Source organism: Leclercia sp. CFBP8987, from assembly GCF_034044995.2.
In the GTDB taxonomy this organism is placed as follows: domain Bacteria; phylum Pseudomonadota; class Gammaproteobacteria; order Enterobacterales; family Enterobacteriaceae; genus Enterobacter; species Enterobacter tamurae.
Genome location: NZ_CM188255.1, coordinates 2428803 through 2443526 on the forward strand (window position 1 = coordinate 2428803; position 14724 = coordinate 2443526).

Annotated in this window: 15 protein-coding genes; 9 read left to right on the plus strand and 6 right to left on the minus strand. The window is 55.9% G+C overall.

From position 1 onward, the window contains the following. Positions 1 to 211: 211 nt before the first annotated feature. Together SOM40_RS11715 and ymcF are read right to left on the minus strand one after the other, a co-directional pair. Positions 212 to 1630: an aminotransferase-like domain-containing protein gene (locus tag SOM40_RS11715; RefSeq protein ID WP_320531104.1), complete on the minus strand. Its 1419-nt coding sequence runs from the start codon at positions 1628 to 1630 to the stop codon at positions 212 to 214. A 113-nt stretch (positions 1631 to 1743) separates the two neighbouring features. Beyond that, positions 1744 to 1932 carry a cold shock small protein YmcF gene (ymcF, locus tag SOM40_RS11720; protein ID WP_106992970.1) on the minus strand — a complete coding sequence of 63 codons (189 nt, stop codon included), beginning with the start codon at positions 1930 to 1932 and terminating at the stop codon, positions 1744 to 1746. 378 nt (positions 1933 to 2310) lie between these two features. Here ymcF and SOM40_RS11725 point away from each other — a divergent pair, with 378 nt between their 5' ends. The 7 genes from SOM40_RS11725 (at position 2311) to SOM40_RS11755 (ending at position 8224) form a co-directional block, all read left to right on the plus strand. Then, positions 2311 to 3339, plus strand: a complete 1029-nt coding sequence (locus tag SOM40_RS11725; protein ID WP_313825086.1) for an LLM class flavin-dependent oxidoreductase — start codon at positions 2311 to 2313, stop codon at positions 3337 to 3339. 178 nt (positions 3340 to 3517) lie between these two features. Then, positions 3518 to 4000, plus strand: a complete 483-nt coding sequence (locus tag SOM40_RS11730; protein WP_166182533.1) for an Hcp family type VI secretion system effector — start codon at positions 3518 to 3520, stop codon at positions 3998 to 4000. Continuing rightward, entirely contained in the window at positions 3997 to 4476 is a 480-nt protein-coding gene (locus SOM40_RS11735; protein ID WP_320531105.1) for a DUF2778 domain-containing protein, read from the plus strand. The genes SOM40_RS11730 and SOM40_RS11735 overlap by 4 nt, the downstream gene beginning before the upstream one ends. A 469-nt stretch (positions 4477 to 4945) precedes the next feature. Further along, positions 4946 to 6352, plus strand: a complete 1407-nt coding sequence (locus SOM40_RS11740; RefSeq protein WP_320531106.1) for a cytochrome ubiquinol oxidase subunit I — start codon at positions 4946 to 4948, stop codon at positions 6350 to 6352. After that, a complete protein-coding gene (gene cydB / locus SOM40_RS11745) occupies positions 6352 to 7362 on the plus strand; it encodes a cytochrome d ubiquinol oxidase subunit II (RefSeq protein WP_261643785.1) in 1011 nt (336 codons plus the stop codon). Before SOM40_RS11740 ends, cydB begins: the two co-directional genes overlap by 1 nt. After that, positions 7362 to 7490: a DUF2474 domain-containing protein gene (locus SOM40_RS11750; protein WP_106992974.1), complete on the plus strand. Its 129-nt coding sequence runs from the start codon at positions 7362 to 7364 to the stop codon at positions 7488 to 7490. The genes cydB and SOM40_RS11750 overlap by 1 nt, the downstream gene beginning before the upstream one ends. Positions 7491 to 7993: 503 nt before the next feature. Continuing rightward, positions 7994 to 8224, plus strand: a complete 231-nt coding sequence (locus SOM40_RS11755) for a DUF2554 family protein (protein ID WP_225758728.1) — start codon at positions 7994 to 7996, stop codon at positions 8222 to 8224. Here SOM40_RS11755 and SOM40_RS11760 read toward each other — a convergent pair whose 3' ends face one another. Further along, positions 8225 to 10189: a peptidase U32 family protein gene (locus tag SOM40_RS11760; protein WP_320531107.1), complete on the minus strand. Its 1965-nt coding sequence runs from the start codon at positions 10187 to 10189 to the stop codon at positions 8225 to 8227. An 80-nt stretch (positions 10190 to 10269) separates the two neighbouring features. Continuing rightward, complete coding sequence (locus tag SOM40_RS11765; RefSeq protein WP_320531108.1) at positions 10270 to 10797, minus strand: helix-turn-helix domain-containing protein; 528 nt, start codon at positions 10795 to 10797, stop codon at positions 10270 to 10272. 89 nt (positions 10798 to 10886) lie between these two features. Here SOM40_RS11765 and SOM40_RS11770 point away from each other — a divergent pair, with 89 nt between their 5' ends. After that, positions 10887 to 12053 carry a benzoate/H(+) symporter BenE family transporter gene (locus SOM40_RS11770; RefSeq protein WP_320531109.1) on the plus strand — a complete coding sequence of 389 codons (1167 nt, stop codon included), beginning with the start codon at positions 10887 to 10889 and terminating at the stop codon, positions 12051 to 12053. Here SOM40_RS11770 and SOM40_RS11775 read toward each other — a convergent pair. Beyond that, positions 12033 to 12905, minus strand: a complete 873-nt coding sequence (locus tag SOM40_RS11775) for a helix-turn-helix domain-containing protein (protein ID WP_106992979.1) — start codon at positions 12903 to 12905, stop codon at positions 12033 to 12035. The two genes, SOM40_RS11770 and SOM40_RS11775, sit on opposite strands and share 21 nt — an antisense overlap. Positions 12906 to 13091: 186 nt before the next feature. Between SOM40_RS11775 and SOM40_RS11780 the strand changes: the two genes are divergently transcribed. Beyond that, positions 13092 to 13988, plus strand: coding sequence for a DMT family transporter (locus SOM40_RS11780; protein WP_262660991.1), 897 nt, complete (start codon positions 13092 to 13094; stop codon positions 13986 to 13988). Between the two features lie 39 nt (positions 13989 to 14027). On the opposite strand, the gene SOM40_RS11785 is transcribed toward SOM40_RS11780, so the two are convergent. Next, the gene (locus SOM40_RS11785) at positions 14028 to 14705 is read right to left on the minus strand and encodes a DUF3313 domain-containing protein (RefSeq protein ID WP_106992981.1); all 678 of its coding nucleotides are present in this window, start codon (positions 14703 to 14705) and stop codon (positions 14028 to 14030) included. Positions 14706 to 14724 lie beyond the last annotated feature (19 nt).

Sequence of the window (14724 nt, forward strand, 5' to 3'; positions counted from 1 at the left end):
TGCCGCGCACCCGGCGGCCTGCAGAAATTTCACCAGGTTGTGACCGGGGGCGCATTCCCCGGTAAGTGGATTATAGACAAGGGGTTAGCTGGCGCAGGGGTTATGCATATTTCCTATGAGCGATAATAAAAAAACGCCGCAAATTAATTGCGGCGTTATTAACGGGATAAGAAACAATTATTCAGGCGCGGTGTTCAATAGCGAGAAAATACTATTTTTGCCCTTTTAACATAGCGCTAATTATTTGCGCTAACTGGATCACCGCCTGCTCTTCCCGCTCTCCCCAGGCCCAGGAGGTATTGAAGCGGAAAAACGGCGTCCAGGTATCGGAGGTGGAGAACATCTTGCCCGGGGCAATGCTGATGTGATGCTCCAGCGCCCTGGCGCTAAGCTCCCCGGCATCCAGCGGCGCGGGCAGCTCCAGCCATAAAAAGTAGCCGCTGTCGCTGTGGTGAATTTTCACCTCTGCGGGCAGATGGCGCAGCAGGGCCTGCCACGCCTGTTGTTTACGTTCCGCCAGCGTGCGGCGCAGACGTCTGAGGTGGGCGTCGTAGCGTTTGGTGGCGAGATAATCCACCAGCGCCAGCTGCATCGGGGAACTGGTGGATAAGGTGCTCATCAGCTGCAGCTGCTGAATGCGGCGGGCATGTTTCCCGGCGGCCACCCAGCCAATGCGGAACCCGGCGACCAGACATTTCGAGAAAGAGGAGCAGTGCAGCGTCATGTCGCTGCGATCCCAGGCTTTCGCCGGGAGCGGCTTTTCGCGTCCGTAGTAGAGCTCGCTGTAAACATCGTCCTCGATCAGGGTGACGTTATGTTCGGTGAGCAAGGCGATAAGCTGCGCTTTTTTGTCGGCGCTGAGGGTGAAGCCCAGTGGGTTCTGGCCGTTGGTCATTAACCAGCAGGCTTTCACCGGATAGTCGTTTAACGCCTGGTCCAGCGCGTTGAGATCGATCCCCTCGCGCACGTCGGTGGCCACCGACAGCGCCTTGAGCTTCAGACGTTCCAGCGCCTGTAACGCCCCGTAGAAACAGGGGTTTTCGACGATCACCCAGTCGCCCGGCTCGGTAACCGCCTGCAGGCTGAGGTTCAGCGCTTCGAGGGCCCCGGCGGTAATCACAATTTCATCCGGGGAGATGTTCATCCCCTGCTGGGCATAGCGACGGGCAATGGCATGACGCAGATCGACGTTGCCCGGCGGCAGATTCTCGATGACGCTCATGGCGGTGGCAGTTTTACTGACATTGGCCAGAGAGCGGTTCAGCTGTTGTAAGGGGAAGAGACGCGGATCGGGAAAGGCCGAGGCAAAAGGGACCACCGAGGGATCGCGGCTGGCCTGTAAGACATCGAAGATATAGGTATTGATATCCACCGCTTCATCGCGCATCACCTGCGCTGGCGGCATCTGCTGCTGCCCGGTGGGACGGGCCGCCACGTAGTAACCTGATTGCGGGCGCGCGACAATACGCCCCTGGCTCTCCAGCATCTGATACGCGTGACCGACGGTCATAAAGCTCATTCCGCTGCTGGTCACCTGCTCACGCAGGGAGGGCAGCTTATCGCCGGGCTGCCAGACACCGAGCTCGATCTGCGAAATGATTTGCTGCGCCAGGCGCTGGTATTTTTTCATCGGGTTCTCCTTGCTGCATCACAGTGTATATCAGCAGGAGAAAAAAGGCAGGATTAATAAACTGTTATAGATAGTAGTGAGGATTTCAGCAGGCGTGACGGCGCCCGACTGACTTACTTACGAAACTCAAACGGCACCTGGCGCGCATGGCGGGAGGCCGCTAAATGATCCAGTGTGATCATCGAGGATTTGCAGAAAATGCACTTCGCACCGAGTGGATTTTTTTCAGACACGTCGAAAGCGGAAGTACGGAACTGCGAACCATGACAGCAAGGGCAACGAAAATGAATATGTGAACTCATGTAAATCTCCTGAACGTAAAAACGTCAAATACTAAATTGGGCCTTAGCGGCATTAGAGGTCTGAGACAAAAACTAATCAGAGCGTTCAGAGCGTAAAGAAAAAACCCAAGAGAGGCTGCGGAGAGGCACAACGTGTTGAGAGATGCTTTAAGGGACTGCGACGGATATTCTTTTGGCATTCAAACCGAAAATCCATTTACGCACAACCGGTGGAAGGATGCAAGCGCTTTTAAAAGATAAAATTCTGTGCTTTAGCCTGCTGTCATTGTTATCGGTCAAATTATTTGATGGCTTCTGTGAAATAAAGCCCATTTTCATTCCTCAGGCAATCCGTAAAGTAAAGGCCACGCTTATCATTTGAAACCAGGATAACCCGACATGAAAAAGATCGGCTTTTTGTCATTTGGTCACTGGACGCCGTCACCGCAGTCGGGCACCCGTACTGCCGCCGACGCCCTGCTGCAATCCATCGATCTGGCGGTAGCCGCCGAAGAGCTGGGCGCAGATGGCGCTTACTTCCGCGTGCACCACTTTGCTCGCCAGCTAGCCTCCCCCTTCCCGCTGCTGGCGGCGATTGGCGCGAAAACCAGCAAGATTGAGATCGGCACCGGCGTTATCGATATGCGCTATGAAAATCCGCTCTATATGGCAGAAGACGCGGGTTCTGCCGATTTAATTTCCGGCGGACGTTTGCAGCTGGGGATCAGCCGTGGCTCTCCGGAACAGGTGATCGATGGCTGGCGCTACTTTGGTTACGTGCCAGGCGAAGGTGAAAACGAGTCTGATATGGCGCGTCGCCACACCGAAGTGCTGTTAGACGCCCTGCGCGGCGAAGGATTTGCCAAACCCAATCCGCAGCCGATGTTCCCTAACCCGCCGGGCCTGCTGCGCGTTGAGCCGCACGCCGAAGGGCTGCGGGATCGGATTTGGTGGGGGGCGGGTTCGAACGCCACTGCCGTGTGGGCCGCGAAGCTGGGGATGAACCTGCAAAGCTCAACCCTGAAGGACGACGAAACCGGCGAGCCTTTCCACATCCAGCAGGCAAAACAGATCCGCGCCTACCGCGACGCCTGGGCCGAAGCGGGCCATACCCGCACGCCGCGCGTATCGGTCAGCCGGAGTATCTTTGCCCTGATGGACGATCGCGACCGGATGTACTTCGGTTCCAGCCGTAACGAAAGCGACAGCGTGGGTTACCTGGATGAGAAAACCCGTGCCATTTTTGGCCGCAGCTATGCCGCCGAACCTGACAAGCTGATTGCTCAGCTGAAACAGGACGAAGCGATTGCCGAAGCAGATACGCTGTTACTCACCGTGCCGAACCAGCTGGGCGTGGAGTATAACGTGCATGTGATTGAGTCAATTCTGAAGCATGTAGCACCAGCTATGGGCTGGCGCGACGAATAAAAGTATAACGTCTCGTGTAGGTAATACTATGCGAGGCGTTTACCTCACCGAATTATTATTTCGCATATAACCACATGATATATTTATAATAACTATGGCACGTTATGCCTGGCCGTTGTCATAAAACCATTGTTAATTAATGCCTGTTTTTTAAGCTAACTGACAAAAGGAGTTTGACATGGCAATACCGGCCTATCTGTGGTTAAAGGATGATGGTGGCGCGGATATCCGTGGTTCTGTAGATGTTCAGGAACGTGAAGGAAGTATTGAGATATTTGGATTTGGTCACGGGCTTCATTTACCTACGGACAGCAATACTGGAAAGATAACCGGTACACGCATTCATAGCGCACTTGTTTTTGAGAAAGAATTCGACTCTTCCAGTCCATACCTCTATAAAGCCGTTGCTCACGGGCAAACGCTCAAATCAGCAGAATTTAAATGGTATCGTATAAATGATGCCGGATTTGAAGAAGAGTACTTTAATATGCTCCTCGAAGGGGTGAAGGTCGTTTCCGTTTGTCCTCTTATGCATGATGTGAAAAATCCTTCCACTGAAAAACATAATCATCTCGAGTCTATCGCTTTGCGCTACGAAAAAATCACATGGAAGCATTGTGATGGAAATATTATTTTTTCTGATGCGTGGAATGAGAGATGATCCGCTGCTCTTTTCATTTAAACGGTGGGCAGATGTCTACCTTAAGCTGTCCTGGGTTGGGATTCTTTCCGGCATATTCTGGACATGCCGGTGCCAACAGAAATAATCCGGATGCTATTGCCCTGAAAAAGAAAGGTCCCTTGCCTCCCGGAAAATATTTCATCGTAACCCGTTCCCGCGGAGGCACCGGGTCCCGATGGCACGATATGCTCAAAGAACTGGAGAGCGGTTCAAATCGTGACTTTTGGTTTGCGCTTTACCGGGATGATGGGGCTATAGATGATTCAACGTTTATTGGTAACGTGGAACGTGGTGCTTTTCGTCTACATCCTGCTGGCACTTCTGGAATCAGTGAAGGCTGTATTACATTGCCAAACCATTCTCATTATCGAATCCTTCATCATGCATTATTAAGCAACGGTTCTTTACTCATTACCTCTGAGCTTAAAGCATTTGGCACTATACAGGTATATTGATGAAACCTAGCACAAGCGTCGTTATATGGCTGATGGAGTTAGCGCTTCTGTGCCTTGTTTATTCGTTGTTATGCATCGTTATGCCCGATATTTATCTCTATGACATTTACACGGATAAGTTTGGTTTTCTGACAGAAGCACAATGGTACGACCGTTATATTTTCACTTTATCGGTTTTGTCTCTGCTGTTAACGACTTTTTTAATATGGCTTTTCGCCCGTTATAAGCATAAGCGTTTAGCCCGCTGACTATGACGGGGCTTTAGCCCCGTCATCTCCTTGAATTATTACATTCTCAGGCCTGAATAAGGCGTAAACATTTACAAGCATGGGCTTCAAAGACATAACAGCGTTGTATTTTAATACTATTCCCCCAAACTGTTATAGCTAAATTCCCCTTTACTGTCTCTGATACTCGACTTCCCGCCGCTTTACCATAACAGCCACACCGTTTTACCCTGAGGTTGTGCATGTTTGGTTTAGATGCGTTTCACCTGGCGAGGATCCAGTTTGCTTTTACTGTCTCCTTCCACATTATTTTCCCGGCGATCACCATTGGCCTCGCCAGCTATCTGGCGGTGCTGGAGGGGTTATGGCTGAAAAGCAAAAACCCTGTCTGGCGGTCGCTGTACCATTTCTGGTCGAAGATCTTCGCCGTCAACTTTGGCATGGGCGTGGTCTCCGGGCTGGTGATGGCCTACCAGTTCGGCACCAACTGGAGTGGTTTTTCCCAGTTTGCCGGGAGCATTACTGGCCCGCTGCTGACCTATGAAGTATTGACCGCCTTCTTCCTCGAAGCCGGTTTTCTCGGCGTGATGCTCTTCGGCTGGAACAAAGTCGGACCGGGGCTGCACTTCTTTGCCACCTGCATGGTGGCGCTGGGCACCATCATCTCGACCTTCTGGATCCTCGCCTCTAACAGCTGGATGCAGACCCCGCAGGGCTTTGAGATCGTCAACGGCCAGGTGGTGCCGGTGGACTGGTTTGCAGTGGTATTTAACCCCTCCTTCCCGTATCGCCTGCTGCACATGTCGATTGCGGCGTTTCTCAGTAGCGCCCTGTTTGTCGCGGCCTCGGCGGCATGGCACCTGCTGCGGGGCAATAACACCTCTGCCATTCGCCGCATGTTCTCCATGGCGCTGTGGATGACGCTGATCGTCGCCCCCATTCAGGCGATGGTCGGGGATATGCACGGCCTGAACACCCTGGAACATCAGCCCGCCAAAATCGCCGCCATCGAAGGTCACTGGGAGAACCCGCCCGGCGAACCTACTCCGCTGCTGCTGTTTGGCTGGCCGGATATGGAGCAGGAACGCACCCGCTATGGTCTGGAGATCCCGGCAGTCGGCAGCCTGATCCTCACCCACAGCCTCGATAAGCAGGTGCCGGCGCTGAAAGAGTTTCCGAAAGAGGATCGGCCTAACTCCACCATTGTCTTCTGGTCGTTCCGCATTATGGCCGGGCTGGGGATGTTGATGCTGTTGCTGGGCACCGTCGCCCTGTGGCTGCGCTATAAGCAGCGGCTCTACCACTCCCGGCCTTTCCTGTGGTTTGCCCTACTGATGGGACCATCGGGATTAATTGCCATTCTCGCCGGATGGGTGACGACCGAAGTGGGCCGTCAGCCGTGGGTCGTCTACGGTCTGCAACGTACCAAAGATGCGGTATCGGCCCATGGCGATCTGCATATGAGCGTCAGCCTGCTGGCCTTTATTGTGGTCTACACCTCGGTGTTTGGCGTCGGCTACAGCTACATGGTGCGCCTGATTAAAAAGGGTCCGCAGGAAGAAGAGACCTTCCCGACCGAAAACGATGGTCGCCCGGCGCGCCCGCTCTCGGCAGCAAACGCTGAATTTACTACCAAGGAGACACCATAATGGGTATCGATCTCTCCCTGATCTGGTTTGTGATAATCGTCTTCGCCACCCTGATGTACATCGTGATGGACGGGTTTGATTTGGGTATTGGCATTCTGTTTCCCGCCATCCAGGACGCGGACGACCGGGATGTGATGGTCAACAGCGTCGCCCCGGTGTGGGACGGGAACGAAACCTGGCTGGTGCTGGGGGGAGCGGCACTGTTTGGCGCGTTTCCGCTGGCTTATGCGGTGATCATCGATGCCCTGACCATCCCGCTGACCTTAATGCTGATTGGGCTGATTTTCCGCGGCGTGGCCTTTGAGTTCCGCTTTAAGGCCACACCCGCGCACCGGCCCTTCTGGGATAAGGCCTTTATCGGCGGCTCGGTACTGGCCACCTTTACCCAGGGCATGGTGGTGGGAGCGGTGATCAACGGCTTTACGGTCAGCGGACGCGCCTTTGCCGGCGGTCCGTTCGACTGGTTCACGCCGTTCAACCTGTTCTGCGGTCTGGGGCTGGTGGTGGCCTATGCCTTTTTAGGCGCCACATGGCTGGTGATGAAAAGCGAAAACCCGCTGCAGGGGCGGATGCGGCAGGTATCGAAACGTCTGTTGCTGGCGCTGTTGGGGATTATCGCGGCGATCAGCATCTGGACGCCGCTCTCCCAGCCCGCCATTGCCGACCGCTGGTTTAGCCTGCCGAACCTCTTCTTCCTGCTGCCGGTTCCGGCGCTGGTGGTGGTGCTGGGCCTGTGGCAGTGGCGCAGCCTCAGTAACCCGCGCAGCCACCATCTGCCGTTCGTGTTGACCCTCGGGTTAATCTTTCTCGGCTTTAGCGGGCTGGGGATCAGCATCTGGCCACATATCATTCCGCCGTCGATTACCCTGTGGCAGGCTGCGGCACCTCCGCAGAGCCAGGGCTTTATGTTAGTGGGGGCGTTATTCATTATCCCGATCATCCTTGTCTACACTTTCTGGAGCTATTACGTGTTTCGCGGCAAAGTCCAGCCTGGGGAGGGCTATCACTGATGAATCAACCTGTCTGGAAACGTCTGATGTGGATGGTGATTATCTGGGGCGGGAGCGTGCTGGCGCTGACGCTGGTCGGGATGTTCTTCCGCGTGCTGATGACCGCAGCGGGGTTCAAGGCGCATTAATCATGAGTTACTTACCCATAAAGCAATAAAGAAATTCAAGGATAATAAATAACTTACAGCGTTTCCCTGGTCCGGCTGAAAATCGCTGAGGCGTTGACCGCAGGCCGGGGCGAGGCGCATGGATGCGCCGAGAGGGCGTGACCTACAGGGATGTAGGATCACGCCCGACCCGATAGCCGAAGGGAATAAGGCGAAGGCACCGCGAAGCGGCGATTTTCTTTGCCGGGAGCCGGGATTGCTAAGGGGGCGGCGGCGAGCCCCCTTAGCACGTTCACCGGTTCTGTAGTGACAAAAAAGCAAGGACCGTAAGGTGAACGGAACCACCTCTACAGCCGCATGTTTCCCCTCACCCTAACCCTCTCCCCATAGGGGAGAGGGAATAGTCCGGTGCGCCATTCACCGACATAATCTGACAAAACCTTTTCGCGCCTTTGAAGATCCTAATAATAACCTAACTGAACTATCGGCATGATGGCCGCTCAACGTAACCGGGTGGTGGCAGAATGTTTACAAGAGCGTTATCAATAGTGTTACTGACCTGTGCGTTATTTTCCGGTCAGCTGATGGCAGGACATAAGGGACATGAGTTTTTTTGGGTGAAGAACGTGGATCAGCAGTTACGTCATGAAGCAGATAGCGATGAGCTGCGTGCGGTGGCAGAGGATTCAGCAGAAGGTTTGCGCGAACACCACCACTGGCAGAAGTCGCGCAAACCGGATACTCACTTTCGTTAATTAACTGCTTTTACGCTTCGGCAGCGTTTTCAGCAGATCGTCAGGGCTGACCGATGCCACAATGCTGCCCGGCTGCGGCATTTTGAAGATGTGGTTTTTCATCTTGCCGATAACGTGCATTTCGCACGGACGGCAGTCGAACTTCAGGGTTAACACTTCATCGCCATTCACCAGCTGCATCGGGGTGGCCTTCCAGCTCTTGATGCTGCCCTTCGCCTGCTTCGGACAGAGGTTAAAGGCGAAGCGCAGACAGTGCTTGGTGATCATCACCGGCACGTCGCCCTTCTCTTCGTGCGCTTCATAGGCGACATCGATCAGCTCAACGCCATAGCGCTGATAGAAGGCCCGCGCTTTATGGTTGTAGACGTTCGCCAGAAATGAGAGGTGCGTTTCCGGGTAGACCGGCGGCGGTACAGAGACCGCTTTGCGGCTGCCGCGTGGGTAATTCGCCAGACGGGCTTCGTCGAGCATCCCGGCGGTTTCACGGCGGAACTGGTTCAGCAGGCTGTTCGGAATAAACAGCGCATCCGCCAGATTGACCTGAATGTCCCGGGCGTAATAGATCGTCTGACCCAGTTTTGCCACCCCGTCTTTCAAACTGTTCAGCGCTTTTTCGGCGTTGTTAGCTATCTCAAACATCCCGTCCAGGGTATGAGTCACGCTGATGCCATCTTCGCAGGTCATGGTGAGGATCAGCTGCTCTTCCCAGCCGCCCAGCTCGATATCCACCGCGATACGACGCTCGCTGGAGGTTTTCATCAGCGCCTGCTGCCAGTTATGGTCGAGGTTGCGGTTCAGTGCGGCATTTGGGCGTGCTTTATACATGTCGGCGGGCATTTCGTTCGGCCAGACGCGATAGCGGTTTTCGCCGGTTTTCTCTACCGTATTGGCGCGAAAGCCCACCACTTCACGTTTAATCATCACGTTCAGGCCATCGCCGTTCGCCAGCGGTTCGGTCACTTCCACGTCGAGATACTCTTTCGTCACCTTGAGCACTTCCCCTACCGGCAGGCCGATAAATTTCGGGGAGTCGAAGGCGCCGATGTCATCTTTACGTGCATTCACAAAGTAGTCGGTGCTGCCGCGGTGGAAGGTCTTGTCGGTGGACGGAATAAAGAAGTGCTCGGTGCGCCCGGCTGAGCTGCGCGCCAGACCGCCGCGATCCTCGATAATGGCATCCAGCATCTGACGATAGTGGGCGGTAATGTTCTTCACGTAACTCATGTCTTTGTAGCGCCCTTCAATCTTGAAGGATTGCACGCCCGCATCGATCAGCGCGCCAAGGTTGGCGGTCTGGTCGTTGTCTTTCATCGACAGAAGGTGTTTATCGAAGGCCACCACGCGGCCCTGATCGTCTTTCAGGGTGTACGGCAGACGGCAGGCCTGAGAACAGTCGCCACGGTTGGCGCTGCGCCCGGTCTGGGCATGGGAGATATTGCACTGTCCGGAGTAGGCCACGCACAGGGCGCCGTGGATAAAGAACTCAATGGTCGCGTCGGTCGCCTGGCGAATATCGCGGATCTGATTGAGGTTCAGCTCGCGGGCCAGCACGATCTGGGTAAATCCGGCATCCGAGAGGAACTTCGCTTTCTCCACGCTGCGGATATCGCACTGGGTACTGGCGTGCAGCTCAATCGGCGGGATATCCATTTCGAGGACACCCATATCCTGGACGATCAGCGCATCAACGCCGGTCTGGTACAGATCGGTAATCAGACGCTGCGCCGGCTCCAGTTCATCATCATGAAGAATGGTGTTCAGGGTCACGAACACCTTCGCCCCGAAACGGTGGGCGAACGGCACCAGGTCGGCGATATCGCGCAGGCTGTTGCTGGCATTATGGCGGGCGCCAAATCCAGGGCCGCCGATATAGACCGCATCGGCACCGTGAAGGATCGCTTCACGGGCAATGGCGGCGTCACGAGCCGGGCTTAAGAGTTCAAGATGATGGGATGGCAGGCGCATACTTCGTCGTTATCCGTTATGGTCAAAATGGCGGCTATTGTAGTCAGAAGTATGGGCCAGTGAAACAGTTTTGCGCACCTTTAGCGGGGATAATGGATCAGCGAGTGAAAGTGCACCGTCTGGCCGCTGCGGTTGCGGTAGGCGTGCGGTTTATCTCCGGCAAAACGCAGGCCGGTATCCGGGACCAGCGTCTGCCAGATACCCTCGATCTGCATCTCCAGCTCACCGCTGATCACCACCACGTGCTCAACCACTCCGGCTTCGTGCGGCGTGGATTCACTGAGCGCCCCCGGCGCGAGGGTAATCGAGAAGTGGTCATACTTCAGGGTGTCGTCCCAGGGGAACAGCGGTTTGACCACCATCGCCTGCTGCTGCGGGTCAAACACCGGCGGGTTCTCCGCTTCGGGGCTGATAAAGGTGGAGAACGGCACGTTCAGTCCGGTAGCGATCTTCCACAGCGTCGAGACCGTCGGGCTGGATTCGTTGCGTTCCACCTGGCCGAGCATCGCTTTCGACACCCCGGTCTCTTCAGCCAGCTTCGACAGGCTCCAGCCGCGGGCCTGACGCAGCGTTTTCAGTGTGATGGCAAGATGTTGTGTGATGTCCATGGTCCCTCCCGTTGCCGCGAGTGTAGCACTTGTATGCTATAACGCACAGTGATACATTTGCGGCTGTTATAACGCACAACGGAGTTCCCATGCGCCCATCCTCGCTCACCTTTCCCACCCTGTTATCCGGTTTTGTTGCCGTTCTGGTGGGCTATGCCAGCTCTGCGGCCATCATCTGGCAGGCCGCGGCGGCGGCAGGCGCAACGGCACCGCAGATTGCCGGCTGGATGACGTCGCTGGGGATCGGCATGGGGATCAGCACCCTGGCGCTGTCGTGGTGGTATAAAGCGCCAGTGCTCACCGCCTGGTCGACGCCCGGTGCCGCCCTGCTGGCGACCAGCTTGCAGGGGGTAACACTCTCAGAGACCATCGGCATCTTTATCTTTGCCAATGCCCTGATCCTGATTTGCGGCATCAGCGGCCTGTTCGCCCGCCTGATGAAGATTATCCCCCATTCGCTGGCGGCGGCGATGCTGGCGGGCGTCCTGCTGCGCTTTGGTTTGCAGGCCTTCAGCAACCTCGAGGGGCATCTGCTGCTGTGCGGCAGCATGCTGCTGGCCTGGCTGGTGACCAAAGCCTTTGCGCCGCGCTATGCGATCGTCGCAACCCTTCTGGTGGGAGGCGCGGTGGCGGCGCTGAAAGGTGACGTTGTCACCGAGCAGCTCAGCTTCGCGGTGGTGATGCCCGAATTTATCGCCCCAACCTTTGATATGACCACGCTTGTAAGTATCGGTCTGCCCTTCTTCCTGGTCACTATGGCCTCGCAGAATGCGCCGGGGTTCGCGACGCTTCAAGCCTCCGGTTATCCGGTAGCGGTATCGCCGCTGATGGTCTTTACCGGAGGGCTGGCGCTGCTGCTGTCGCCGTTCGGGGTCTACTCGATCTGCATTGCGGCGATCACCGCCGCCATCTGCCAGAGCCCGGATGCGCACCCGGATGCCAGCAAGCGCTGGCTGGCCGCGGCGGCGGCAGGCGTCTTTTATCTGCTGGCAGGGATTTTCGGCGGTTCGATTAGCGGGCTGATGGCGGCCCTGCCGTTAAGCTGGATCCAGACCCTGGCAGGGCTGGCGCTGCTGGGCACCATCGGCGGTAGCCTGCATCAGGCGCTGCACAATGAAGCTGAACGCGATGCGGCTATCGTGACGTTTCTGCTCACCGCCAGCGGCGCGACGCTTGCCGGGATCGGCTCGGCGTTCTGGGGATTAGTGGCGGGTGGCGTCTGCTATGCCCTGTTGTTACGCACCCGACGCGCGTAGCTGGGACGGCGTCAGCCCGGTGGCGACGCGAAAGCGGTTGCTGAAGTGGCTGGCGGAGCTGAATCCGCACGCCAGGGCGATCTCGGTCAGCGGCTGGCGGGTGTAGCGCACCAGGGTTTTGGCCTTCTCCATCCGCCGCTGCATGACATACTGGTGGGGTGCCATCTGCATCGACTGCCGGAACATGCGGGCAAAATGAAACTCGCTTAAGCTCGCCTGACCAGCCAGATCCGCCAGCGTCAGCGGCTGGGCCAGATTCTCTTCGATAAACCCGAGCACGTTGCGCAGCACAAAAGGCGACAGGCCGCCCGTGACCGTTGGCAGCGTCCACTGCACGTTGCTGTACCGCTGCACCAGATGGGTCAGCAATAGCGTGGAGGCGGTGCTCAGCGTGAGCTGATTGGCAGGCTGCTGCCAGTCGCAGCCGAGGATAAAATGGCGGTACAGGGCGGTAATGCTGGCATCATCGCCGAACAGATTTTCGTCGAGGGTGAAGCTGTAAGGGCTTTTGTCCCAGATCTGCTCCCCGACGTTGCGCAGATGATCGTCGGTACAGTAGAGGTGGATAAACGACAGATCGTCGCGAATATCCCAGCTGGACTCGCTCTCTTTCGGCATCAGACAGAAACGGTCCGGGCCGCCGCCGTTTTTCCAGCCCGCAGAGGTTTTGTGATAACTCTCGTAGCCGTCGGCGATATAGAGACTCAGGGTATGGTGATCGCAATATTGCGTGATGGTGTCGCGTTTATTTGACCAGGCCGCCAGCTGGATACCCGAATTCAGCGCCACGGCATTGTGCAATACCGCTTTATGCTTGCGCAGATTTTCAAAGGCACCGTACATCTCAGCCATCGCAACTCACACCCTGATACATAAGAACCATTGAGTCTAAAAAGATCTTCCCTTCAGTGCCAGCCCTGTTGACTCCCCGGCGGGAAAAAAGCGCAAGAATATGCAAGTCCGGCGCAAGTCTGTGAAAGAAGGCCGTTCTCTCTGCCGCCATACTGACTCCAGACTTTGCTGATAAGAGAAAAAACGATGAACGCATTACTGTACGCGCTGGTAGTTGTTATCTGGGGAACGACGTGGATTGCCATCTTCTTACAACAGGGGCCGGTGCCCGCCCCGGTCTCGATTTTCTGGCGCTTTGCCGTCGCCACCGCCACCATCATGACAGTGCTGTTAATCCTGCGCCGTCTGCGCCCGCTGGCCTTGCGCGACCACCTGTTTTGCGCCCTGCAGGGCTGCTGCGTGTTCTGCTTTAATTTCTGGTGCTTTTATACCGCCGCGGGGTATATCAACACCGGCCTCGAATCGGTGATTTTTTCGATGGCGGTGCTGTATAACGCCCTGAACAGCTTCCTGTTCTTTGGCCAGCGCCCGCCGACGCGTTTTTATCTGGCGGCGGCGCTGGGACTGCTCGGCATTATTACCCTGTTCTGGAACGACCTGTTAGCCAGCGGCTGGAGCGCCGGTCTGCTGTTCGGCATTGCCCTGTCGGCGCTGGGCACTTACGGCTTCTCACTCGGGAATATGATCAGTCTGCGCCACCAGCGCAACGGGCTGGAGACCATGACCACCAACGCCTGGGCGATGCTGTACGGCACCCTGGTGATGGGGGCGATTGCACTGATCCGTGGGGATGACTTTACGCCGGTCTGGTCGGTGAGCTATATGGGCGCCCTGCTCTATCTGGCGCTGTTTGGCTCGGTGATTGCCTTTGGCGCTTACTTCACGTTGGTCGGACGAATTGGCGCGGGCAAAGCGGCATACAGCACCTTGCTGTTCCCGCTGGTGGCGCTCTCGTTCTCGACGGTGTACGAAGGGTACGTCTGGCACAGCAACGGGATTGCGGGGCTTCTGCTGATCTTAACCGGGAATCTGGTGATGTTTGCCCGGCCGGAGAACTGGTTTAAGCGGCTGCGAATGGCGTAAAAAAAACCGGCCTGCGCGATGCAGGCCGGTCTGTTGTGATTATTTTGCTGCGGTTTTATTGACATCAAACATGGTGGCATCAGTCGCCATGTCATCAACAACCTGCTTCAGCGTCGCGAAGGTCATTGGCGTATTTTCGTTATTCAGCTCTTTCCCTTCACCCTTACGGACCACTTTAATGACCGGCTTGTTGGTCTTAGAGTCAATCAGCTCACCTTCAAAGAACAGATGGGTATCCATGGTACGGTGACCGGTTGCCATTTGCGTGCCGGCTACGACCAGCGCCACAGGGACAACTTCATAGAACTGCAGGCCTTCTTTCTGCGAGCTCACACCGGTGATGGCACCGCGGAAGATCAGGCTGCGTGAGCCTGGCGTGGTCACAATCGGCTTACGCTGACCGATTGCGGTCTTCATTTTGGTGTTGGTGTAATTTAACAGTTCATCCAGCGTGCGTTGACCGATCTGGGTGGTTGGCTTTGGCGTTGGATAATAGGTGATATTGTTCCAGATAATGCTGTCGTAGTTTGATTCGTTATAAGACGGATCAACCCAGCGCAGCGTCGGTTTACCGGAAGCAGAGGTGGTTTGCTGGAGCCCGGAGTAGTCTTTTAAAAAACCTGAATATTGTTCAGGCGCAGCCACTTTTGACGCACAGCCAGCAAGAAGCAACAGGCCGGAGAGCGCGGCAACTTTAAATAAAGTATTAGTACGCATAGTGGGTGTATCCCTGTTA

Bases quoted from the DNA above. Each gene is read 5' to 3' on its own strand.
- ymcF (WP_106992970.1), bottom strand. From the start codon at position 1,932: ATGAGTTCACATATTCATTTTCGTTGCCCTTGCTGTCATGGTTCGCAG.
- SOM40_RS11765 (WP_320531108.1), bottom strand. From the start codon at position 10,797: ATGGACATCACACAACATCTTGCCATCACACTGAAAACGCTGCGTCAG.
- SOM40_RS11785 (WP_106992981.1), bottom strand. From the start codon at position 14,705: ATGCGTACTAATACTTTATTTAAAGTTGCCGCGCTCTCCGGCCTGTTG.
- SOM40_RS11770 (WP_320531109.1), top strand. From the start codon at position 10,887: ATGCGCCCATCCTCGCTCACCTTTCCCACCCTGTTATCCGGTTTTGTT.
- SOM40_RS11780 (WP_262660991.1), top strand. From the start codon at position 13,092: ATGAACGCATTACTGTACGCGCTGGTAGTTGTTATCTGGGGAACGACG.
- SOM40_RS11730 (WP_166182533.1), top strand. From the start codon at position 3,518: ATGGCAATACCGGCCTATCTGTGGTTAAAGGATGATGGTGGCGCGGAT.
- SOM40_RS11775 (WP_106992979.1), bottom strand. From the start codon at position 12,905: ATGGCTGAGATGTACGGTGCCTTTGAAAATCTGCGCAAGCATAAAGCG.
- cydB (WP_261643785.1), top strand. From the start codon at position 6,352: ATGGGTATCGATCTCTCCCTGATCTGGTTTGTGATAATCGTCTTCGCC.
- SOM40_RS11750 (WP_106992974.1), top strand. From the start codon at position 7,362: ATGAATCAACCTGTCTGGAAACGTCTGATGTGGATGGTGATTATCTGG.
- SOM40_RS11715 (WP_320531104.1), bottom strand. From the start codon at position 1,630: ATGAAAAAATACCAGCGCCTGGCGCAGCAAATCATTTCGCAGATCGAG.
- SOM40_RS11740 (WP_320531106.1), top strand. From the start codon at position 4,946: ATGTTTGGTTTAGATGCGTTTCACCTGGCGAGGATCCAGTTTGCTTTT.
- SOM40_RS11725 (WP_313825086.1), top strand. From the start codon at position 2,311: ATGAAAAAGATCGGCTTTTTGTCATTTGGTCACTGGACGCCGTCACCG.
- SOM40_RS11735 (WP_320531105.1), top strand. From the start codon at position 3,997: ATGATCCGCTGCTCTTTTCATTTAAACGGTGGGCAGATGTCTACCTTA.
- SOM40_RS11760 (WP_320531107.1), bottom strand. From the start codon at position 10,189: ATGCGCCTGCCATCCCATCATCTTGAACTCTTAAGCCCGGCTCGTGAC.
- SOM40_RS11755 (WP_225758728.1), top strand. From the start codon at position 7,994: ATGTTTACAAGAGCGTTATCAATAGTGTTACTGACCTGTGCGTTATTT.